This is a genomic window from Roseivivax halotolerans (assembly GCF_900115815.1).
GTDB classification, from domain to species: domain Bacteria; phylum Pseudomonadota; class Alphaproteobacteria; order Rhodobacterales; family Rhodobacteraceae; genus Roseivivax; species Roseivivax halotolerans.
In genome coordinates this window covers 467,355-489,485 of the sequence record NZ_FOXV01000001.1, presented here as the reverse complement: position 1 = coordinate 489,485, position 22,131 = coordinate 467,355, and the positions used below count along the sequence as shown (strand labels likewise).

The following is a 22,131-nucleotide window of genomic DNA, read 5'->3' as shown; positions in this document are numbered from 1 at the left end:
TCCTCCATCATGATGCTCAGGTCGGGAAATCGGCGAGACCGAACTTCGCCGGGCCGACATTCGGCCGCCGCATCCGCGTCACGAGCGGACCGAGAACCGCCAGCGTCACGAAGAGAAGACCGATTTCGAGGTGGTAGACGACGGAATATCCCGTCGCGGTGGATGCGAGGGCCGGGCCGAGATCGCCCGCCATCGCGTGAATGTTGACCCAGTCCCGCAGGCCGCCGCCGACCGCCGTCGACAGGCCCGCCGCCGTCGCCTGCGCCGCGCCCCACGCGCCAAGCGCGAGCCCGCGTCCCGCAACCCCTTCGGCCGGCATGGTCATCGCCGCCATGAGCGTGGACACGGCGAAGTAGCCGCCGCCAAGGCCGATAAGGCCGGCCCCTGCAAAGAAAAGTGCGGAGGAATTCATAGGCGCGGCGAAGATCACGACCGAGAACGCCATCACGCCGATCAGGACACCCACGGCGGACATGCGATAGGGATTGCCGTTCCGCGCCAGGATACGGCCAGCCAAAGCAAAGCCGACGAGCGCACCCGCCGCCCACATAGCTGTGAGAAGCGTCGTGGTGGACACCGACAGCCCCAGGATCTCGCCGCCGTAGGGCTCGAGCAACACGTCCTGCATGTTGAAGCCCATCGTGCCGACAAAAACCACGGCCAAGAGCCGCCCGGCGACACCCCCTTTGGCAAAATCCGCCCACGCGTCGCGGAAGCTCGGACGCGGTTCGGCGCGCTCTGCCGCAGACATCGGGCGCACTTTCTCCTGCTTCCAGAGCGCGACGAGGTTGAGCGCAAGGCCCACCACCGCCGCGCCTTGCACGACGCGAATGAGCTTGAGCGGCGTGAAGTCCCGCAAGAGCCAGCCGATCACGATGGCCGAGATCCCCATGCCAACGAGGAACATCACGTAGAGAAGCGCGACGACGCGTGGGCGCGTCTCTTCGGTGGCGCGATCCGCGGCGAGGGCAAGGCCCGCGGTCTGCGTCATGTGCAGTCCGAGACCCGTCATCAGGAAGGCGAGCGCGGCCAGCACCTCTCCGGCGAAGGGCACCTCGTGCACCACGTCGCCGCCCAACACCAAAAGCGCGAAGGGCATGACCGCAAGCCCGCCCATCTGCCAGAGTGAGCCGAACCACAGATAAGGCACCCTCTTCCAGCCAAGGGCGGAGCGGTGGGTGTCGGATCGGAAGCCCAGCAATGCACGGAACGGCGCGATCAGAACCGGCAGCGCGATCATCACCGCGACGATGGTCGCCGGCACTGAAAGCTCGACGATCATCACGCGGTTGAGCGTACCAAGAAGCATGACCGTCGCCATGCCGACCGACACCTGGAAGAGCGACAGCCGCAGAAGCTGCGACAGCGGCAGATGCTCCGACGCCGCATCGGCGAAGGGCAGAAAGCGCTGTGTCAGCTTTATGAGGCGCGGCTGGCTCATGCAGCGACCTCAAATGCGTGGCTGATGTAGAAGCCGACCGACACTCGGCCGAGGTCACGCCCGCCATGCCGCCGGACGATCCCTCCGGGCGCATGGGGCACCATCACCGGCGAGCGGTCCGATCGCGGAAAGAGCTTTCCGGCCTGCCACATCGCCATGAGGAGCGGGGTGCGCGGCGCGACTGTGAAGACCACCTGGTCCGCCCGCGATTTCAGACTGCTCAGAGCGAGGTCGAGATCGCCTTGTGTATAGTAGATCAGGCTGTCCATCGCGACCACGTGATCGAACTGCCCGAGCCCCGCATCGAGCATGTCGCTCGCGCGAAACTCGACTCGATCCGCAAGGTGCTCTGGCATCCGGCGCGCAGCGATCTTCAAAAGCTCCGGCGAGATATCGACAGCGGTGACCTGCGCCCCACGCTTGGCGAGCTCGAGGCTCATCTGCCCTGCCCCGCATCCGGCATCGAGCACGCGCGCGCCGCTCAGATCCGTTGGCAATGCGGACAGCAGTGTCTCCCGCATTTCGTCCCGGCCTTTACGCACGGTTTCGCGAATACGGCTGACCGGCGCATCAGAGGTCAGCGCCTCCCAGGTGCGAGTGGCGGTGCGGTCGAAATAAGTCTCGACGCGGGCGCGGGTCAGCTCGTAGCTCATCAGTCGAACCCCAAAAGTTCAAAGATGTCGCGGTCGGGCAGTGGCTGCGGTGCGAGCGGCTCTGTTCCAGCCCAAAGCGTCCGCGCGAGCGAGAGATATTCTTCCCGGGCGAGAATGATGTCCGCCTCGTCAGGCATCTCGAACAGCGTCTTTTTCTTGAGCCGCGAGCGCCGGATGGCATCGAAGTCGGGCATGTGCGCGATGCGCTTGAAGCCGACCGTATCGCAGAAACGATCGACCTCGTTGGTCTCTTTCGAGCGGTTTGCAACGCAGCCCGCGAGCCGCACCTTGTAATTGTTCGACTTTGCCTGAACCGCCGCGATGATGCGGTTCATGGCATAGATGGAGTCGAAATCGTTGGCGGTGACGATCACCGCGCGGTCCGCGTGTTGCAGAGGCGCGGCAAAGCCGCCGCAGACGACATCGCCGAGAACGTCGAAGATCACCACGTCGGTATCGTCGAGCATGTGATGCTGTTTGAGCAGCTTCACGGTCTGGCCGACAACATAGCCGCCACAGCCCGTACCAGCCGGCGGGCCACCGGCTTCGATACACTGCACACCGCCCCAACCCTCGGTCACGAAATCCTCGGGACGCAGCTCTTCGGCGTGGAAATCAACGTCCTTGAGGATGTCGATCACCGTGGGCTGGAGCCGCCCGGTCAGCGTGAAGGTCGAATCGTGCTTGGGATCGCAGCCGATCTGCAGAACGCGCTTGCCCATGGAGGCGAAGGCCGCAGACAGGTTCGACGAGGTCGTCGACTTGCCGATGCCGCCTTTGCCGTAAACCGAAAAGACCTGCGCACCCTCGATCTTCATGGAGGGATCCTGGTGCACCTGCACCGATCCTTCTCCGTCCTGGCCGCGGATCACCGGCGGCGCCTTGACTTGACGCGCCTCCAGCCCTGCGGCCTCGCGCAGTGCGGCGCGATGGCTGGGCGGTTGCTTGTCGAGCGGGCTCATATGGTCCTCCTGACGGCAGGGGCGTTGCGCCCTGCTTCTTCTGAGCGGGATAGCGCATGCGGCGTGACCGCCTTGCGCTGCGTGATCGTGGTGAAACAGGGTCTCATTCTGCGGCTACCCCTTCCATCCGGTCTTCGAGGCTCTCTGCCGCCTCTTCCAAAGCGGCGAGCGTTTCCGCATCGGGCTGCCAATAAGCGCGGTCATGCGCCTCGAGGAGCCGGTTCGCCATGCGGCTCGATGCGGTCGGGTTAAGCTCTGCCAGGCGTGCGCGCATGTCAGGATCGAGCACGAAGGTCTCGGACAGGCGCTGGTAGACCCAAGGTTCGACCGATCCGGTCGTCGCCGACCAACCGAGCGTATTCGTCACCTGCGCCTCGATCTGCCGCACGCCCTGCGCGCCGTGCTTGAGCATCCCCTCGAACCATTTGGGGTTGAGCGAGCGCGACCGCGTCTCCAGCGCAACCTGGTCCGCCAGCGTCCGCACCTTGCCGGAGCCGCGCGTCTGATCGGAGATATAGACGGCTGCCTCCTGTCCGCGCGCACGCTTCACCGCGCGGGAAATGCCGCCGAGCGTGTCGAAGTAGTGGTCAACCGTGGTCACGCCCAGTTCGACGGATTCGAGGTTCTGGTAAGCCACTTCCACGCGCGACAGGGTCGCTTTCAGAAGCTCTGGGTTGGCCGCCGCCTTTCCGTTCGGCCCGTAGGCGAAGCTCTTGCGGGACTGGTAGGCGTCGGCAAGCTCGTCCTCGTTTCCGAAGGCGGAGCTTTCCACGAGCTGATTGACGTTCGACCCATAGGCCCCTTCCGCGTTCGAGAAGACGCGCAGCGCGGCCGTTCCCATGTCGCAGCCATGCTCTTCCATGTAGGCCAGCGCGTGGGCGCGAATGAAATTCATCTCAAGCGGCTCGTCCGCCTCGGCGCATTTCAGGGCAGCTTCGGCAAGCATCCGGGTCTGCAAGGGCAGAAGGTCGCGGAAAATGCCCGAAAGCGTCATCATCACGTCGATGCGCGGGCGGCCCAGCTCCTCGAGCGGGATCAGATCTGCGCCCGAGATCCGCCCGAACGCATCCATGCGCGGCACAGCCCCCATCAGGGCCAGTGCCTGCGCCAGGGGCGCGCCGTCCGACTTGATGTTGTCGGAGCCCCAGAGCACTAGCGCGACAGAGCGCGGCAGGCTCTCATGCGTCTGAAGAAGCAGCTCCGCCTGCGCTTTGCCATCGCGGCAGGCAAAGGCCGTGGGCATGCGGAACGGATCGAAGGCGTGGATGTTGCGGCCCGTGGGCAGGATCTCGGGGCTGCGGATGAGATCGCCACCCGGCACCGGCGCGACATAGCGCGCCTCGAGCGCTGCCATGAGGCCGTCCATCTCACCCGATCCGCTCAGCGCCGCATCGGCCTGCGCACGCATCTCTGCGCCCGCATCTGGGAGGAGGTCCAGATAGTCTGCGCGCGTCTTGTCTGACAGGGTTTGACCGACGATGTGCAGACCTTCGGGGATCAGGGCCTCTTCTGTCTCGAGAAGCGCGAGCCACAGCGCCTCCGGGTCGCGGCCACCCATGTCGACGGCCTGCGCCTCTTCCGCGATCAGCGTTTCAAGCTCGGCCCGGCGCGGATCGTTCCCCGCCATCGACCGCCAGCGCGACAGGCTTTCCTTCAGCGCCTGAAGCCCCTTGTAGAGCCCCGATTGCGCGAGAGGCGGTGTCAGATGTGTCACCGTCACGGCCCCGGAACGCCGTTTTGCGAGTGTCGCCTCTGACGGGTTGTTGGCGGCGTAAAGATAGACGTTCGGCATCTCGCCAATCAGCCGATCCGGCCAGTCGCGCGCGCCGAGACCCGCCTGCTTGCCCGGCATGAACTCGAGCGCGCCGTGCATTCCGAAATGCAAGAGCGCGTCGGCCTGATACGTGTTCCGCAACCACAGATAGAAGGTCGCAAAGGCATGGGTCGGGGCGAAGCCGCCTTCGAACAGAAGACGCATCGGGTCGCCTTCCCAGCCGAAAGCGGGCTGCAGGCCGACGAAGACGTTGCCGAAATGCTGGCCGAGGACGAAGACGCCGCGCCCATCCGACTGGATACGACCCGGCGCCGGGCCCCAGACGGCCTCGATCGCCTTCAGCGGCGGTGTCTGCCGCACGATCGTATCGGCATCGACATGGGCGGCGACATTGGCCTCTTGCCCGTATTGCGTCGCGTTGCCTTCAAGAACGGCGGCGCGGAGTTCCGCCACCGTCTGAGGCGGGGTCAGATCGTAGCCGCGCGCTTTCATGGCGTGGAGCACGTTGAAGAGGCTCTGGAAAACGTCGAGATGCGCTGCCGTCCCTGCCGCGCCGGCATTGGGCGGAAAACCGAACAGGACGATGCCGATCTTCGTGTCGGCGCGTGCCTTCCGCTTGAGACGCGCGAGGCGCAACACTTTCTCCGTGAGGCTCTCTATCCGTTCGGGGCAAGGGGCCATCGCCTTGGCCGTCGCGCCCGGACGGCAGCGATGCGCGCAACCATCACAGCCGCCATCCCCGTGGCGGCCGCCGAACACCGTCGGGCAGGTCGCGCCGTCAAGCTCTGGCAGCGCGATCAGCATCGTTGTTTCGATCGGACCGAGACCCTGGCTCGCCTCCGCCCATTGGCCGAGCGTCTGGAACTCCAGCGGATGCGCCGCGACATAAGGCACGTCCAGCGACTTCAGGAGAGAAACTGCCGCGTCACTGTCATTGTAGGCCGGTCCGCCGACCAGGCTGAACCCAGTGAGCGATACCAGCGCGTCGATCCGCGCGCCGGTCTCGTCCTTGAAGTACGCGTCGATCGCCGGGCGACCGTCAAGGCCACCGGCAAAGGCGGGGAGAACACGGATGCCCTTTTCTTCGAACGTGCGGATCACCGCGTCGTAATGCCCGGTGTCCCCGGCGAGGACGTAGGAGCGCATGAGCAAGAGCCCGACAGTCGCCACGGGATTGGCGGGGCCCCGCAAATCGCTCTCGTCCTCGGTGATCCGTTCCGGCAGATCGGGGTGATACAGACCCGTTTCAGGATATTCGAGCGGCTCGGGCGCAACGCCGCCCCGCATCTCTTCCGGCCCGGCATAGCGGGACAAAAGATACCGGATCATCGCTTCGAAGTTGTCGTCAGACCCGCCCAGCCAATATTGCATGATCAGGAACCAGGACCGCAGATCCTGCGCCTTGCCGGGAATGAGCTTGAGGATGCGTGGAAGACGCCGCAGCATCTTCATCTTTTTCTCGCCATCCTCCGAGGACGGCTTGGACGAGCCGCGCAGCCGCTTCATCAGCCGCATCATGGAGCTTTGCGGCGCCGACATGTCGAGCCGTCCAAGCTTGGTAAGCTTGACGATCTCCGCATCGGCGATCACGCCGACGAAACCATCGACGCGGGCACGCGCGGCCTGCAAATCGGGCAGGATCGGCTTGATGTGTTCCTCGAGGAACAGAAGGTTTACCACGACCATGTCGGCATTCGCGAGCGCGCGCTTGGTAAGCTCCAATGCCTCGGGGTTCTCGGCCCATTCCGCCGCAGCATGCACACTGACATCAAGACCCGGAAAGTCGCCCGCAAGTCGCAGCTTCGCGCGTTCGACCGGACCCGCCGCATGGGCGTCCAGCGTCACGATGACGATGCGGTAACCGCGGGTATGGGTCACGTCATCGCGCATAATGGGCCTTCGCCTCATACAGGGTCTCAACGCTGATTTCGCGTGTGCCGCGCTCGGCGGCGAAGGTCTCGGTGTTGCGCTTGGCCTTGCCGCGCACGAAGAACGGGATCTTCTTGAGCTCTTTCTCGGCGGCGGGCAGCCAGACCACCTCGACGCTGCCCGGCATCTGCGGCTCTTCGTTTTCGATCCGAGGCTTGGCCTTGCCGCCGTGATGCGAGGGGCCGGCCTCGTCATGAAACTCGAAATCCTCGCGGAACATTGTCAGAAGATGCTCTTCGAGGCCCATCACCAGCGGATGCACCCATGTGTCGAAGATCACGTTCGCGCCTTCGATCCCCATCTGCGGGGAATAACGAGCGGGGAAATCCTGAACGTGAACAGGGGCCGAGATGACCGCGCAAGGAATGCCGAGGCGCTTTCCGATATGCCGCTCCATCTGCGTGCCAAGGATCAGCTCGGGGGCGACGGTCTCGATCGCGGCCTCCACCTCGAGGTAATCGTCGGTGATGAGCGGCTCGACGCCGTAATCGCGGGCCAGTGCCCGGATCGGACGCGCCATCTCGCGGTTGTAGCAGCCAAGCCCGGCTACTTCGAACCCCATCTCATCGCGCGCGATCCGGGCAGCGGAGGCGACATGGGTGCCGTCACCGAAGATGAAGACCCGCTTGCCGGTCAGGTAGGTCGAGTCGACAGAGGCCGAGTACCAGGGCAGACGCAACCGCTCGCTGTCGATTTTCGGCTCTACTCCGGCAAGTTTCGCGACTTCCTCAATGAAATCGCGGGTCGCGCCGACGCCAATCGGCACGGTCTTGGTGAAAGGCTGGCCGAGCTCGCGCTCCATCCAGCGGCACGCGCTCTCGCCCGTTTCGGGATACATCAGGACATTGAAATGCGCCGCGCCGAGATCGGTCAGATCTCCAGGCGTCGCGCCATAAGGTGCACAGACATTGACGCTTATGCCCATCTCTTCCAGCAGGGCCGTGACCTCAGTGATATCGTCGCGATGCCGGAAGCCCAGCGCCGTCGGCCCGATCAGGTTCGCGGTCGGGCGCGCCGTGCGGTCCATCGGACGGGCGAGCGCGCGCACGACTTGGAAGAAGGTCTCGTCCGCGCCGAAATTCTCTTTGCGCTGATACGAAGGCAACTCGAGCGGCACGACAGGGATCGGCAGGCCCAGCGTTTCCGACATTCCCCCGGGATCATCCTGGATGAGTTCGGCCGTGCAGGAAGACCCAACTATCAGCGCCTGCGGCTGGAACCGGTCATAGGCTTCGAGGCAGGCTGTCTTGAAGAGTTGCGCTGTATCAGAGCCGAGGTCGCGCGCCTGGAACGTCGTGTAGGTCACCGGCGGACGGTGATTGCGCCGCTCGATCATCGTGAACAGAAGATCCGCATACGTATCGCCCTGAGGGGCGTGCAGCACGTAGTGCAGACCCTTCATCGCCGTCGCAACGCGCATCGCACCGACATGTGGCGGGCCTTCATATGTCCAGACGGTCAGCTTCACGTGTCCGCCTCCTCGAAGGCCAGCGCGCGGCTCCGGCGCAACGGGCGCGCGAAAAGCGACGCGAGGTCAGCGGCCTGTTCATAGAAATGCACGGGCGTGAATACGAGCTCGATGGCCCATTTCGTCGCCAGTCCTTCGGCTTCGAGCGGATTTGCGAGGCCAAGTCCGCACACCGTGAGGTCCGGACGGTCCTCGCGGACCCGCGCGAGTTGCTTGTCGACGTCCTGACCTTCGGAGAGGCGCGGCCCCTCCGGCAGAAGATCCAGTTCCGGCCCCATGATCTCGCGGTGCAGGAAGGGCGTGCCGACTTCGACCGGCTCCATTCCGCATTCGCGCGCCAAAAATCGAGCCAGCGGAATTTCAAGCTGGCTGTCGGGGAAGAAGAAGACACGCTTGCCCCAAAGCGGCTCGGCCACCTTGCGGACAGCCTCTCGCGCACGGGCGCGCGGGCTTTCGGTCACGCGAGCCACGACCTCGGGGCCGATCCCGAATTCGGCGGCGATAGCCTCGAGAAAACGCGTGGTGCCCTCTTCCCCGAACGGCATGGGCGCGGGAATATGCCGGGCACCGCGGCGGGTCAGTTCGGCGTGGGTATCGCCAAGGAACGGCTGCGTCAGCGCGAAGACCGTGTTGGGGCCGATGCCGTATTCGCTGTCCTTGGTCTGCGCTGGCAGAACCCGCACCGGGCCGACACCGATGGCGTCGAGCAGCGACAGAGCCTGTTCCTCGACCACGTCAGGCAGCGCACCGACCAGAAGAAGCTCGCGCGCCTCGGTTTTCGGCAGGACCGGCACCATCGCCGCAAGGCACGCATCCTCGCCTTGCGTGAAGGTCGTCTCGATGCCCGAGCCCGAATAGTTGAGCACCCGAACCCGCGGAGCATGGGCGGCTGACAGTCGCTCTGCCGCCTTGGCGAGATCGAGCTTGATGACCTCGGAGGGGCAGGAGCCGACAAGAAAGAGCTGGCGGATATCGGGACGCCGCGCGAGCAGCTCGTGCACGACGCGGTCGAGCTCCTCCTGCGCGTCCGCAAGACCGGCCAGGTCGGTTTCCTCCAGGATCGCGGTCGCAAAGCGCGGCTCGGCGAAGATCATGACACCGGCGGCCGACTGAAGAAGATGCGCGCAGGTGCGGCTGCCCACAACCAGGAAGAAGGCGTCCTGCATCTTGCGGTGCAGCCAGACGATCCCGGTCAGACCGCAAAATACTTCGTGCTGGCCGCGCTCTTTCAGAACGGGCGTGTTGCGGCAGCCGGTGGCGGGAGGGGGCGCGAAGCGATCGGTCATGCCCGTGCCTCCTCATCCTTGCGCGCACGGCGCAGCTTGGCGAGGAACTGGACCGCGTTCAGCACGTAGATCGCATAGGCCAGGAGCGCGACGGTCATCTGCGCCTCCGGGGCCAGCGACCCAGTGAAAAGCGCCCAGAGGTAGTAGGTGTGAAGCGCGATGACCGCGAAAGAGACCACATCCTCCCAGAAGAAGGCAGGTGCGAAGAGGTACTGGCCGAACACGACCTTCTCCCAAATCGCGCCGGTCACCATGATAACGTAGAGGATCAACGTTTTCGCAAGGATTGAATAGGTGGCCGCTTCGTAGCCCGTGCCCGTGGCGAGGTAGCGCAACACGAGGCCCAGCGAGATCAGAAAGACCAGGAACTGCACCGGCGCGAGAATACCTTGCACCAGCGTCCAGCGCGTGGCGTCACGCCGTGCGCGCTGGGCAGGCGTGTAGAGCGCGGCGGCGCTCTGGGGGAACTCCGACGATGCCGAGACGGTCATGGGCGATTCCAGATGGCTCATACCGCCAGCGTATCTGTCAGAGCCAAAAAGTGTCAATTCAAACTTACAGTCGAAGTTCGGAACCCTGGCGGCTCCCCGCGAATTGTCAGCTTCAAGCGACATTCAAGCTCGTGATCCAGACAGATCCTCGGATTTCGGCTGGTCTGGCGCCGCGATCTACGTCTGTATGTCAGTTTCATTTGACAACAGGCCGACCGCGCCCTCACACTTGAATAGTTGGTATTCTCCAGCGCCAAGCGATTGTCCGAGTGACTATGTCCGACTTCCTGACAAGCCCGACCACTTCCCCAGAGGATCGACCCGACGTCTCGGCCCTGGCGGGGAGCGTGGTTTCGATGCTGCGCGATTCAAACCGCTTTCGTGGCGAACGTCGTATTCTTGAAGTGGCTGAGATGCTCGAACGTCGCGTCCTTCAAAAAGGCATGTTTTCTTCGGAGGACACGGTTGCGGAAGCATTGCTCATGGGCTTGAACCGTGACGATATCGTTGACCGGTGCATCCCGATTGCCGCGCGCAGCCTCGGTGCCGCCTGGTGCGAGGACGATCTGAGCTTCGCGGATGTCACGATCGGATCGGCGCGGCTTCAGGGTCTTCTATCGGTCCTCGCCCCGCCCCTTCACAACGAAAACAACGATATTCGCAATCCGTCGCTGCTGCTGGTGATCCCGGAAGGCGACACGCACACCCTCGGGCCGCACGTGGTCGGGGCGCAGCTGCGCCGTCGCGCTGCATCCGTTCAGATGCTGTTCGCACCGAGCACTGACATGCTTGGTGACGCACTGCGCGCCGATCCTTACGATGGCGTGTTGTTTTCCTGTTCGCGGCCGCAGACGCTAAGTGGCATTGGCAAAATGATTTCTTCACTTAAGCACTCGCTTCCCGTGGCGCCGCCGACTATCTTGGGTGGGTTGGTGCTCGATCTCGTCCCGAACCCGAACGAACTCGCCGGTGCCGACCTGGCAACGAATGACGCTGTCGAAGCGTTGAGGTATTGCTTGATTAGATTAAACGCTGGGTACGGATCGAAAAAATGCCGGGAGACAGGGCCAAGGATATGAGAGCGCTACCCGATGGGGTTGCGAATCGGTCCTACATAGACGGTCTCCTTTCGGCGGCGTGCGACCTTGCAGTCTGCATTGACAGCAATGGCATCGTGACGAGCGTCGCGGGGGCACCCCTTGGTAGTTCCCTTCAGCACTGGATCGGCTCACCGATCAGCGACGTACTCACGGTCGAAAGCCGCCCGAAACTCGACGCGGCTCTTGAGACATTCCGCAAGACCGGACAGATCCGGCGGCCGGTCGAGCTTAACCATGAAGATGGAAAGACCTGGGAATTTCCTGTCCGCTACGATGTGTATCCGGGCCTGCAGGAAGGAGAGACCCTGCTGCTAGGTCGCGATCTCAGCCTCGTGGCGGAGACGCAGGCGCAGCTTGTTCAAGCGCAGATGTCGCTCGAGCAGGGATACGAAGCGCGGCGCGAATTCGACGCCCGGTATCGTCTTCTCTTGCGGACGGTCGCGGACCCGGTGGTCTTCGTTTCCGTGAGTGACGGACGCATTAAGGATCTGAACGATCCGGCAGCCACTCTCCTCGGCTCGTCGCGGGAAGACTTGGTTGGCGCGATCTTCGCCAACGAGTTCACCAATCGCGGCCGCGAGGAATTCGTGGAAATGCTCGTGAATGCGGCAATTTCCGAGAACGCGGACGACCTCGTCGCAGAGACGCGGCGAGACCAGTCCGAAATCAGCTTCGAGCCGCAGGTTTTCAGGGCTTCGGGTGAACGCGTTCTGATCCTGAGGCTTGGCCGCCACGGCGGGTCGGCGACTGCCGGTGACGGGGCTCAAGCGGTCAGGGGCGATCTCGGCGGGCTTTTTGCCAATGCCGCGGATGCGATGGTCATCACCTCTGCAACCGGCACGATCCAGAGCGCGAATGACGCCTTCCTTGAGATGGTCGACGCTGCTCATTTCACGGACGTAAAGGGCCGGAAGCTTGGCGAGTTTCTCAGCCGCGGGCAGGTCGATCTGAACGTGCTGATCGAGAACGCCCGTCGGGCGGGCAAGATGCGCTTCTACTCAACCAAAGCGATCAACGAATATGGCGCCGAGACATCGGTGGAGATGTCGGCAACCTTGATCTCCAAGGATCCGGACGCTCAGATCGGTTTCGTCATTCGCGACACCAGCCGCATCGAGTCGATGCGCCGCACGCAGATGCACGCCTCAGAGGAATCGAGCCGCAACGTGATGGAACTCGTCGGCTCCGCCACTCTGAAAGAGATCGTCGCCGAAACGACTGACGTTGTCGAGAAAATGTGTATCGAAACGGCAGTCAATCTGACGCGCAATAATCGCGTGGCCGCCGCCGAGATGCTCGGTCTGTCGCGGCAATCGCTTTACGTGAAGCTGCGTAAGTACGATCTTCTGAGCCGGGACGGGTCCGACAAGGACTAGGACCGGGCTATGCCCCGTCTGAACCGACACCTCCGCACCTGACCTCTTGCGCCGACTCGTTCTGTCGTGTCTAACTGACGTATGAGTGTCAGCCTAAGTTTACAGCCTCGACGCTATCCCGAACCGGCGGCCCTTCTGAGGCTCATCAAGCCGGTTACATGGTTTCCGCCGATGTGGGCCTATCTTTGCGGTGCGGTTTCTTCAGGAGTCGCGCTCTGGTCCGAACCCTTTCTCGTCGTTCTCGGCATCGTTTTGGCTGGTCCCATCGTCTGCGGCATGAGCCAGGCCGCCAACGATTGGTGCGACAGACATGTTGATGCGATCAACGAGCCGGACCGACCGATCCCGTCAGGCCGAGTGCCCGGCCGCTGGGGTTTATGGGTCGCGCTTGCCATGTCCGCCCTGTCGCTCGGAGTCGGCGCGCTACTTGGCCTCTGGGGCTTTCTCGCCACGTGCGCCGGTGTCGCCGCCGCATGGGCCTACTCCGCCGAGCCGTTGCGACTGAAGCGGTCGGGCTGGTGGGGTCCAGGTCTCGTCGGCTTGTCTTATGAAACGCTTCCCTGGTTCACCGGCGCGGCAATACTCGCGCAGGGCTTGCCAAGCGGGCCGGTGATCCTCGTTGCACTCCTGTACGGTATCGGCGCGCACGGGATCATGACGCTCAATGATTTCAAGGCGCTCGAAGGCGACCGCCAGACCGGCGTCAATTCCCTGCCCGTCATCCTTGGACCCGAACGGGCAGCACGCGTCGCCTGTTGGGCAATGATCGTGCCACAACTCGGCGTGATCGCTGTGCTGCTTTCGCTCAGCGCCGCCTGGCACGCGGGAGCGGTGGGCGTTGTCATCCTGGCGCAGCTGGCTGCGATGCGTGTCTTGCTGCGCGATCCCAAAGGCAAGGCCCCGTGGTACAACGGCACAGGCATCGTCCTTTACGTCTCCGGCATGATGATCTCGGCCTTTGCATTGGCCGGGACGGGAGCGACCCCATGACCCTTTCCTGGCTTTCCATCGTCCGGCTTGGACTCGTTCAGATGTGTCTCGGCGCCATCGTGGTCCTGACGACATCGACCCTGAATCGCCTCATGGTGGTTGAGCTGGCGCTGCCGGCCGTGCTGCCCGGCCTGCTTGTCGCCCTGCATTACGGCATCCAGATTACCCGTCCATCCTGGGGATTCCTGTCGGATACCGGCGGTCATCGAACCTTTTGGATCGTCAGCGGCATGATCGCTCTGGCGCTTGGCGGATGGGGCGCTGCGGCGAGCGTTGTGCTGCTGGAGACCTCATTCGCGCTCGGTCTTTCGGTCGCAATCCTGTCTTATGCGTTGATCGGCCTCGGTGTCGGCGCATCCGGCACATCGCTTCTGGCACTTCTCGCGACCGCGACGGCGCCGACGCGCCGGGCCGCCGCAGCGACGATCACCTGGCTTATGATGATCTTCGGCATCGCGATGACAGCAGGCGTCGTGGGCAGCTTGCTGGACCCCTACTCCGCCTCGCGCCTTCTGACCATCGTCGCCATCGTCGGTGGGGTTGCGGTCCTCCTGACGTTGCTCGCGACATGGCGCGTCGAGGCAAATGTCGTCGCACGGACGGAGCCTGATCCGATGCCCTTCCGCGAAGGTCTGGCCGAGATATGGGCAGAGCCCAAGGCCCGCGCCTTCACGCTGTTCGTGTTCCTGTCCATGACCGCTTATTTCATGCAGGAGCTCATTCTTGAACCTTACGCTGGTCTCGTCTTCAACTTCACGCCGGGACAGTCGACACAGCTTTCGGGCGCGCAGAATGGCGGCGTTTTTCTCGGCATGGTCGCAGTCGGCGTGATCGCTACGGGTTTTCGCCGCGGAAGCTTGCGCGCATGGGTGATCGCGGGATGCGGCGGATCTGCCGCGGCGCTGACGTCCATTGCTCTTCTGGGTCAGGCCGGGCCGACTGCGCCGCTTTTGCCTGCGGTCATCGCCCTTGGATTTTTCAACGGCATGTTCGCGGTCGCCGCCATCGGCTCCATGATGAAGCTGGCCGGAGAGGGCCGTGAAGCGCGAGAAGGCACACGCATGGGCCTTTGGGGCGCGGCGCAAGCCATTGCCGCAGGATTTGGCGGTCTTCTGGGTGCGGCCCTGGCCGATATTGCCCGTCAGTTCACCGCCGATGCCAGTGCATTCGGCTCTGTTTTCCTGTTCGAAGCTGCCCTGTTCCTCTCCGCTGCCTGGATGGCGCGACGGGTCATGGCATCCGATCCGCCTCTGGCGTCCCTGCAACCGGGAGAATGAACCATGGTCTATGATGTTGTCGTCGTCGGAGGAGGCCCATCAGGAGCAACCGCCGCCCATGATCTTGCGCTGAGCGGGCACAAGGTCGCCCTCCTCGACCGGGAGGGGCGCATCAAGCCCTGTGGCGGCGCGATACCGCCGCGCCTCATGCAGGATTTCGATATCGGCGAAGAGCAGCTTCTGACGAAGATCACCACCGCGCGAATGATCTCTCCGACCGGTCGCCATGTCGATATTCCGGTGGAGAACGGGTTCGTTGGCATGGTGGACCGCAAGGATTTCGACCCCTGGCTGCGTGACCGCGCGGTCGCGGCCGGGGCCGAGCGGTTCACCGGGACATTTCTCAGGATCGACCGCAGCCGCGGTTGGCCGCGGGTCGTCTATCGCGACAAGGCAAGCGGCGAAGAGAGCCAGATCGTCACCCGGCTGGTCATCGGGGCGGATGGCGCAAAGAGTCGTGTCGCGCGCGGCGAGGTTCCCGGCGCGGACCGCATACCGCTCGTCTTCGCCTATCACGAGATCATCTCTGCCCCGATGACGTCGGATCATTACGATCCGGAGCGCTGCGACGTGATCTATGACGGGCGCATCTCCCCCGATTTCTACGGTTGGGTGTTTCCGCATGGCGATACCGTCTCTGTGGGCATGGGCTCCGAAGACGCGAACGTGAATCTCAAGCAGGCAACGGCGGATCTGCGCCTGTCTTCGCATCTGGCCCAATGCGAAACCCTCCGTCGCGAAGGCGCGCCGATCCCTCTGAAACCACTCGAGCGGTGGGACAACGGTAAGGATCTCATTCTGGCGGGCGATGCCGCTGGCGTGGTCGCGCCGTCGTCGGGCGAGGGGATCTACTACGCCATGACGGGCGGGCGGGTCGCCGCGAGCGCGGCCTCGGCCTTCCTGCTGAGCGGCAAACCGAGCGCGCTGAAACTCGCGCGGAAGCTCTTCATGCGGGAACACAAGACCGTTTTCCGCGTGCTGGCCTCCATGCAGAACGCGTATTATCGATCCGACTCGCGCCGGGAGCGCTTTGTCTCGCTTTGTCACGATATCGACGTGCAGCGATTGACCTTCGAGGCCTACATGAACAAGAAGCTCGTGAAGGCGCGGCCGATGGCGCATCTGAAGATCGGCTTCAAGAATCTGCGCCATCTAACCGGATTGGTCCCGGAGACGCATGTATGACGCTTATGATCCCCGCATGGCAGGATGGAGAGCTGGTGCCGGTCGAAAAGCTCGAGGTTCACGAGCGCGGTCTCAAGCACAAGGCGATCTCGGTTTTCGTGATGCGGGGCGACGAGGTGCTTTTGCAGCGTCGGGCAATGGGGAAATATCACACGCCAGGGCTGTGGGCGAACACGTGCTGCACGCATCCGCATTGGGATGAAGATCCTGCCGAGACAGCGGCGCGGCGTCTCGACGAAGAGCTGGGGATCTCCGGCCTCACGCTGAGCTACCGTGACCGGATCGAATATCGAGCCGATGTCGGCGATGGGCTCATCGAGCACGAGGTGGTCGATCTTTTCACCGCCGAGGCCTCACGGGACATGAAAATCGACCCTGATCCTGCGGAAGTCATGGATACAGCCTGGGTGCCGCTATCTGCGCTTCGCACCTGGATCAACGAGGCGCCGGGCGAGTTCACGCCCTGGCTCCGGATCTACCTGAGCGAACACGCCGAGCGGATCTTCGAGACCGCCTGAAGGCTCAAGCCCTGAGCGGCACCACCTTTGTCTCGCGACCGAGCGCCTGCATCGCGCTTTTCGCCAGATCGGCGGCAGTCAGGCCGGCCTCTTCGTACATCTCGGCTGGGCTCGCCTGGTCGATGAACCGGTCGGGCAGCGTCAGCGTGCGGATCGCGAGGCCCTTGTCGAACGCGCCCGACGCGGCCAGCGCATGCAGCACTTGCGCGCCAAACCCGCCTCGAGCGCCCTGCTCCACGGTCAGAAGCGCGCCGTGATGGCGGGCGAGCTGGTGGATGAGATCGAGGTCGAGGGGCTTGGCGAAGCGGGCATCCGCGATGGTCGCCGAGACGCCCTGCGACGCCAGAAGCGCCGTCGCTTCGCGCACGACGCCGAGATGTGCGCCGAATGAAAGAAAGGCGACGTCAGAGCCTTCCTCGACCACACGGCCTTTCCCGATCTCGAATGGTTGAGGCATCTCTGGAAGTGCCACGCCAACACCATTGCCGCGAGGATAGCGGAAGGCGATAGGGCCACTGTCATGGACGCGCGCCGTTTCAACCATGTGGACAAGCTCGGCTTCGTCGCTCGCCGCCATGACGGTCATATTCGGCAACGCGCTGAGGTAGCCGATATCGAAGGCTCCGGCATGGGTCGCACCGTCCGCGCCCACGAGACCGGCCCGATCAATCGCGAAGCGGACAGGCAGGTTCTGCAGCGCCACGTCGTGCACGATCTGATCGTAGCCTCGTTGCAGGAAGGTGGAATAGATCGCCGCGAACGGCTTGAGACCGGAAGCGGCCATGCCCGCGGCGAAGGTGACGCCGTGCTGCTCTGCAATGCCGACATCGAAGACGCGGTTCGGGTAGCGCTCCGCCATGATGTTGACGCCGGTGCCGGAGGGCATCGCAGCCGTGATGGCCACGACATCGGGATCGCGCGCCGCCGCATCTGCCAATGCCTGGCCGAAGACCTTGGTGTAAGCTGGGGCAGTGGGCTTGGATTTTGCCTGTTCGCCTGTAACAGGGTCGAATTTCGACACGCCATGCCCGCAATCGGCGGCTTTCTCGGCGGGGGCATACCCCTTGCCCTTGACCGTGCAGCAATGAATGAGTACCGGCCCCGTCGCCCGCGCCTTCGCGGAGCGCAGGACGCTGAGAAGCTGGCCCATATCATGCCCGTCGATGGGACCGACATAGTCGAAACCCAGTGCCTCGAAGAGCGAGCCCGTCTCGCCCCCCTGCCCCGTCACGATCTGGCGGGCGCGGCGCGCGCCGTCGCGCATCGGCCCCGGCAAGGCGCTCTCGAAGCCCTCTGCCAGCGCGCGCATCTTCTGGAACGGTTCCTGAGCGTAGAGCGAGGATAGGTAGGCAGACATCGCACCAACCGGCGGCGCAATGGACATCTCGTTGTCATTCAGGATCACGAAAAGCCGGCGCCCCTCCGCCCCGGCATTGTTCAGCGCCTCGTAAGCCATGCCGGCGGAAATCGCGCCGTCACCGATCACCGCGATCGCATCGCCCGTGGGCTTGCCCATGTCGCGACCGATGGTGAAGCCGAGCGCGGCGGAGATCGACGTGGAGCTGTGGGCCGCGCCGAACGGATCGTATTCGCTTTCCGAGCGCTTGGTGAACCCCGACAGGCCGTCCTTCTGGCGCAAGGTACGAATGCGGTCGCGCCGCCCGGTGAGCACCTTGTGCGGGTAGCATTGATGGCCGACATCGAAGATGAGCTTGTCGGAGGGCGTGTTGAACACGGCATGAATGGCCACCGTCAATTCGACCACGCCGAGCGACGATCCAAGATGGCCGCCTGTCTCGGAGACGGCGGAGACCACCTCGGCGCGCACTTCCTGCGACAGTTTCGCGAGCGTGCGCCCGTCCATCTGGCGCAGATCCGCAGGTCCGGCGATATGGTCGAGAATGGGGGTGTCGGGTCGTGTCATGGCAGCTCCTCCCGAAGAAAAAGCGCCGCGCCTTGCAAAACGTGGGTTCTGTCCGGCGCGGCGCCAGCTCCTGTAGCCAACAGGAAGGGAACCGAGGGCTGGGCCCTCGTTATCCGCTCGTCCAGGGAAAGTCAGACGAGCGGACCTGGCGGCGGGGCCCGGCCAGGATCACCCCGGCCGGACCCGCGCATCTCATTCGTAGCTATATTCACCCGAAGTCGTTGCCAGTTCGGGCCAATCCGCAATCACGTTCAGACCCTGAAGCGGCTGCTGGTAGCCCTTGTGGCAGGTCTTGCACGCTGCCTTCGGCGCGTCGCCATAGACTGGACCGAGACGATTTTCGGGATACTCGCCCTCGAGCGGGACAAGGTAGTCCTGGTTCATCTCCTTCACCATCGCGATGCCGAGCGACTCTGTTGCCCATTGCGGCGTCACCTGCGTGCCGTCGTAGAAGGCGCGCGTGTTGTGGCAGAACGTGCAGTTCACGCCGAGCGAGTTGGAGACGTAGTTCATCAGCGAGTAGGTCCGCTCCGCATCCTGCCACGTTGCGGTGTTCGGATCCGTCGGATCGCTGTCCACGTGGCTTGCGAAGTCGTGCACGCCGATCGGCTCGTCCTCGAGAAGATACGTCTCGAGAGCATCAGACGGCAGCGAGGTATATTGCGATTGCATGGTGACGCGGTTCTGCACCGCGGCCCAGCCTTCGGCGGCCTCGTTGACGGGGGTGATCCTGAACCAGATATCCGACGGCACGTTCTCCCCGCGGTGGCAGGTGTAGCAGTTCACACCGACCTCCTGGTTGGCGTTCACGTGGCCAGCCCAGCCTTCGTTGAGGTTCTGGGTCATCTGGATCATGCGCCGCGCGACCTTCATCGTGTAAAGCTCGTCATTGGCGTAGTTGCCGTCCGCCGCGCCGACATGGCAGTAGGCGCAGCCCTGCTCGGGCGAGACCCATTGCGTCATCGCCAGCATGATGCGGTTGAAGTTGTCCTCGGTCACGTTGCCGAGGACCTGGACGTTCTCATAGACCTCAGAGGCGAGCCGGTCCCCGTCCTCGGGAACATAGGGCTCTTCGGTGTAGTAGGCCGCCAGGGTCGGATCCTCGTTCTCGATCTCGGACACGAACTCCGTCTGGACCATCCCGGTGCCTCGCGGACCCGTCTGCAACGACTTGGTTGCGAAGGGCTGACCGACGACGACCACGAAGGCCGCCACGATCACCGCTACTCCAAGCACTCCCACCAGGATCGCCGGACCGTAGATGTCGGTCGGGTTGTCCTTATTCCAGTTCTTGAACCAGGGTAGCATCTCACTCACCTCCGCCGATGAAGGACTGATAGGTCTGGCCGTAAGCTTCGTAGCCGTAGCTGCCGTCATAGGCCGGCGCGAAGTGATGCTCCTGTGCCCAGATGAACCAGTTGTCGACGACGGTGCCGGTCAAGAGGATGCCGATGCCGCCGGTTATCGGAGTCAGTACCGCGAACCACCAGGCCCAACGATGGATGCCCTCCATCGTTGCGTTGAAGCCCATCGTCCAGCGCCAGAAGAGCGCAGCGCGTTCGGTGGCCGTACCCCGATCGACGATCTGCTCGAGTTCCCGGTCACCGCCGTAGCGTGTGACCGCGAGGATCGTGCCGCCATGCATGGCGAAGAGAAGCACCGAACCGTAGAGGAACACGATCGAGAGACAGTGAAACGGGTTGTAGTAGAGGTTGCCGTACCGGATCGAGAACGCTGTCGTCCAATCGAGGTGCGGGAAGATGCCGTAAGGCACCGCCTCGGACCACGACCCCATCAGGATCGGCCGGAAAAGGCCGAGAACGAGGAACAGCCAGATCGCCGATCCGAAGGCCCAGAAGACATGCTTGCCCATCTTCTGTTCCTTGGCCAGAAGCCAGGAGCGCGCCCACCAGCTCATCACCGAGATGAGAAGGAAGAAGCTCGCGATGATGTACCAGCCACCGTCATAGAGCGGCGGAATGGTCAGACCGTATTCCGGGCTTGGCGGCTCGAGTGCAAGCCAGAAGCCCTGCCGGATGAATTCCGGGATCGACCAGTCCACCTGGGCCAGCATGTTGAGCCCGATGATGTTCAGGGCCAGAATGCCGGTGAAGAGGGACACGAGCCCTGTCCAGCCGAGGTAGATCGGACCGATCTGCGCGTTTCCGAGAAAGCCTGCGAGGGTGGAGAAGAACGGGTTCTTGGTCCGCTCCTCCATCATCCGGCCGTTGTCGTTCATCCCCATCTCGGGGGTCCCTTGGACCTGCACCTGGGTGAAGATGTTCTGATACTCAATCATTGGCATGTTTCATCCTCCCTCAGAGCTGGCCCCAGATCGGCAGTTCGAGCCACCAGTTCCACCATTCCGGCCAGCCTTTGGTCCAAACGGGCCCGGAGATGATGATGCAGATCGCCGACCAGAACCCCGCGTTGATCGCCAGCAGCCAGCCAAGACGGTGAATGCCGAGCGTACCGACCGAGTAGCCGATGAAATCCCGGAAGAACGTGTCTTCGTGATCGGGCGTCTTCATGTCCTCGCCCTTCTCGGGGTTCGCCGCCGAGAGGATCAGGCCGCCATGCAGCGCCAAGGCGAGCGTGGTGGTGAAGAACAGCGTCACCGCGAGCATGTGCGCCGGGTTGTAGTGGAAGTGCAGGTAGGCGTAGCCCGTGTTCGAGACCCAATCGAGGTGGCTGAAGATGCCGTAGGGAAACGCATGACCCCAGGCTCCAAGCAGAACCGGACGGAAAATCTCGAGCGTTACATAGGCGAAGATCGCGAAGCCGAAGGCGATCGGAACATGGTAGCCGATGCCAAGCTTGCGACAGATCTCGACCTCGCGCAGCGCCCAGGAGATGAAAGCCCCGGTCGCACAGATGGTGATGATCTGCCAAAGCCCGCCTTCCATGAGCGGCGCGGCGCCCAGACCGTAGCTGAGGTCGGGCGGCTCGATGTTGATTAGCCAGGGGTTGAACGTGCCCTGATGTGCGGCGCCCCACAGGATCAAGATTGTCCCTAGAAGCGAGAAAAAGGCGGTCGTGACGCCGAAGAAGCCCACGTAGAAAGGGCCCACCCAGAAGTCGAACAGATCGCCGCCGATCAGCGTCCCTCCGCGGACGCGATACTTCTTTTCGAAGCTGAGCATTGCCATCGTCTTGGTCTCCGCTAGTGGCGGCATCGTCCGACCCGTCGGGGGCGTGTGCCGTCGATACCGTGTCTTGTTTGCCGTGGGCGGACGGGCGTCAGAGGCCGGTGCCCGCCCACAGCTTTGTCTTTGTCACCTTCTGGCGGCACGCGGAGCCCGCGCACCACGCAGGCTCACTCGGAAGCGCCCGCGGCAGCTGCAGTTTCGAACCAGTTGATGCCGTTCGAGAGAACGACCAAGTGGATCATCGCTGCGAGCAGGAAGAGGAAGACACCCTGGGCCACGAAGACGCGGCGGGGGTCGAAGATGAGCCAAATCTTATAGAATTTTGCCATGCTTCAGCCCTCCTCAGAACCACGGACGCCAGATGAAGGTCGCCAAATGTGCGACCACGGCAACCGCCGAGAACAGCCAGAGGCCGCTCATGTAGACGGAATGCAGTTCCTGCGCCTGCTCGTCGGTGAGACCTGTGAACGACAGGTCGGTATTATCAGCCATTAACTTTCCTCCGGAACGTCACGCTGACGCCGTGACACCCTCACGGCCGGGTCCCCTCGGAGTAGACTCCGCTGGGCCTGTCCGCCCCGACGAGCGAGGCGGCCAGTCTCGGTACG

General features: G+C 63.5%; 19 protein-coding genes. 6 read left to right on the top strand and 13 right to left on the bottom strand.

Annotation, left to right across the window (positions count from 1 at the left end):
• Positions 1 to 16: 16 nt before the first annotated feature.
• The 7 genes from BM171_RS02410 to bchF all read right to left on the bottom strand — a co-directional run bounded on the left by BM171_RS02410 (position 17) and on the right by bchF (position 10,004).
• Entirely contained in the window at positions 17 to 1,441 is a 1,425-nt protein-coding gene (locus tag BM171_RS02410; RefSeq protein WP_093009176.1) for a PucC family protein, read from the bottom strand.
• Positions 1,438 to 2,094: a magnesium protoporphyrin IX methyltransferase gene (gene bchM, locus BM171_RS02405; RefSeq protein WP_093009175.1), complete on the bottom strand. Its 657-nt coding sequence runs from the start codon at positions 2,092 to 2,094 to the stop codon at positions 1,438 to 1,440. The genes BM171_RS02410 and bchM overlap by 4 nt, the downstream gene beginning before the upstream one ends.
• Positions 2,094 to 2,912, bottom strand: a complete 819-nt coding sequence (gene bchL / locus BM171_RS02400) for a ferredoxin:protochlorophyllide reductase (ATP-dependent) iron-sulfur ATP-binding protein (protein ID WP_245760167.1) — start codon at positions 2,910 to 2,912, stop codon at positions 2,094 to 2,096. Before bchL ends, bchM begins: the two co-directional genes overlap by 1 nt.
• A 247-nt stretch (positions 2,913 to 3,159) precedes the next feature.
• A complete protein-coding gene (locus BM171_RS02395) occupies positions 3,160 to 6,720 on the bottom strand; it encodes a magnesium chelatase subunit H (RefSeq protein WP_093009173.1) in 3,561 nt (1,186 codons plus the stop codon).
• Positions 6,710 to 8,227, bottom strand: a complete 1,518-nt coding sequence (bchB, locus tag BM171_RS02390; protein ID WP_093009172.1) for a ferredoxin:protochlorophyllide reductase (ATP-dependent) subunit B — start codon at positions 8,225 to 8,227, stop codon at positions 6,710 to 6,712. Before bchB ends, BM171_RS02395 begins: the two co-directional genes overlap by 11 nt.
• Entirely contained in the window at positions 8,224 to 9,513 is a 1,290-nt protein-coding gene (locus tag BM171_RS02385) for a ferredoxin:protochlorophyllide reductase (ATP-dependent) subunit N (RefSeq protein WP_093009171.1), read from the bottom strand. The genes bchB and BM171_RS02385 overlap by 4 nt, the downstream gene beginning before the upstream one ends.
• Entirely contained in the window at positions 9,510 to 10,004 is a 495-nt protein-coding gene (gene bchF, locus BM171_RS02380) for a 2-vinyl bacteriochlorophyllide hydratase (RefSeq protein ID WP_093009291.1), read from the bottom strand. Before bchF ends, BM171_RS02385 begins: the two co-directional genes overlap by 4 nt.
• Before the next feature lie 275 nt (positions 10,005 to 10,279).
• Here bchF and BM171_RS02375 point away from each other — a divergent pair, with 275 nt between their 5' ends.
• From BM171_RS02375 to idi, 6 genes are all read left to right on the top strand, one after another.
• Positions 10,280 to 11,083, top strand: a complete 804-nt coding sequence (locus tag BM171_RS02375; protein ID WP_093009170.1) for a cobalamin B12-binding domain-containing protein — start codon at positions 10,280 to 10,282, stop codon at positions 11,081 to 11,083.
• A complete protein-coding gene (ppsR, locus tag BM171_RS02370; RefSeq protein WP_425438930.1) occupies positions 11,056 to 12,480 on the top strand; it encodes a transcriptional regulator PpsR in 1,425 nt (474 codons plus the stop codon). The genes BM171_RS02375 and ppsR overlap by 28 nt, the downstream gene beginning before the upstream one ends.
• Positions 12,481 to 12,561: 81 nt before the next feature.
• On the top strand, positions 12,562 to 13,470 hold the full coding sequence (gene chlG / locus BM171_RS02365; RefSeq protein ID WP_093009168.1) for a chlorophyll synthase ChlG: 909 nt from the start codon (positions 12,562 to 12,564) through the stop codon (positions 13,468 to 13,470).
• On the top strand, positions 13,467 to 14,747 hold the full coding sequence (locus BM171_RS02360; protein WP_093009167.1) for a BCD family MFS transporter: 1,281 nt from the start codon (positions 13,467 to 13,469) through the stop codon (positions 14,745 to 14,747). The genes chlG and BM171_RS02360 overlap by 4 nt, the downstream gene beginning before the upstream one ends.
• Positions 14,748 to 14,750: 3 nt before the next feature.
• Positions 14,751 to 15,932: a geranylgeranyl diphosphate reductase gene (locus tag BM171_RS02355; protein ID WP_093009166.1), complete on the top strand. Its 1,182-nt coding sequence runs from the start codon at positions 14,751 to 14,753 to the stop codon at positions 15,930 to 15,932.
• A complete protein-coding gene (gene idi, locus BM171_RS02350) occupies positions 15,929 to 16,450 on the top strand; it encodes an isopentenyl-diphosphate Delta-isomerase (RefSeq protein WP_093009165.1) in 522 nt (173 codons plus the stop codon). The genes BM171_RS02355 and idi overlap by 4 nt, the downstream gene beginning before the upstream one ends.
• Positions 16,451 to 16,454: 4 nt before the next feature.
• Here the strand turns inward: idi and dxs are convergent, their stop codons facing one another.
• The 6 genes from dxs to pufB form a co-directional block, all read right to left on the bottom strand.
• A complete protein-coding gene (dxs, locus tag BM171_RS02345) occupies positions 16,455 to 18,374 on the bottom strand; it encodes a 1-deoxy-D-xylulose-5-phosphate synthase (RefSeq protein WP_093009164.1) in 1,920 nt (639 codons plus the stop codon).
• A 192-nt stretch (positions 18,375 to 18,566) separates the two neighbouring features.
• The gene (pufC, locus tag BM171_RS02340; protein WP_093009163.1) at positions 18,567 to 19,682 is read right to left on the bottom strand and encodes a photosynthetic reaction center cytochrome PufC; all 1,116 of its coding nucleotides are present in this window, start codon (positions 19,680 to 19,682) and stop codon (positions 18,567 to 18,569) included.
• A gap of 1 nt (position 19,683) precedes the next feature.
• Positions 19,684 to 20,673 carry a photosynthetic reaction center subunit M gene (gene pufM / locus BM171_RS02335; RefSeq protein WP_172975065.1) on the bottom strand — a complete coding sequence of 330 codons (990 nt, stop codon included), beginning with the start codon at positions 20,671 to 20,673 and terminating at the stop codon, positions 19,684 to 19,686.
• A 19-nt stretch (positions 20,674 to 20,692) separates the two neighbouring features.
• A complete protein-coding gene (gene pufL, locus BM171_RS02330; protein ID WP_093009161.1) occupies positions 20,693 to 21,523 on the bottom strand; it encodes a photosynthetic reaction center subunit L in 831 nt (276 codons plus the stop codon).
• Between the two features lie 167 nt (positions 21,524 to 21,690).
• Positions 21,691 to 21,852: a light-harvesting antenna LH1, alpha subunit gene (gene pufA / locus BM171_RS02325; RefSeq protein ID WP_093009160.1), complete on the bottom strand. Its 162-nt coding sequence runs from the start codon at positions 21,850 to 21,852 to the stop codon at positions 21,691 to 21,693.
• A gap of 13 nt (positions 21,853 to 21,865) precedes the next feature.
• Positions 21,866 to 22,015 carry a light-harvesting antenna LH1, beta subunit gene (pufB, locus tag BM171_RS02320; protein WP_072778079.1) on the bottom strand — a complete coding sequence of 50 codons (150 nt, stop codon included), beginning with the start codon at positions 22,013 to 22,015 and terminating at the stop codon, positions 21,866 to 21,868.
• Between the last annotated feature and the right edge of the window lie 116 nt (positions 22,016 to 22,131).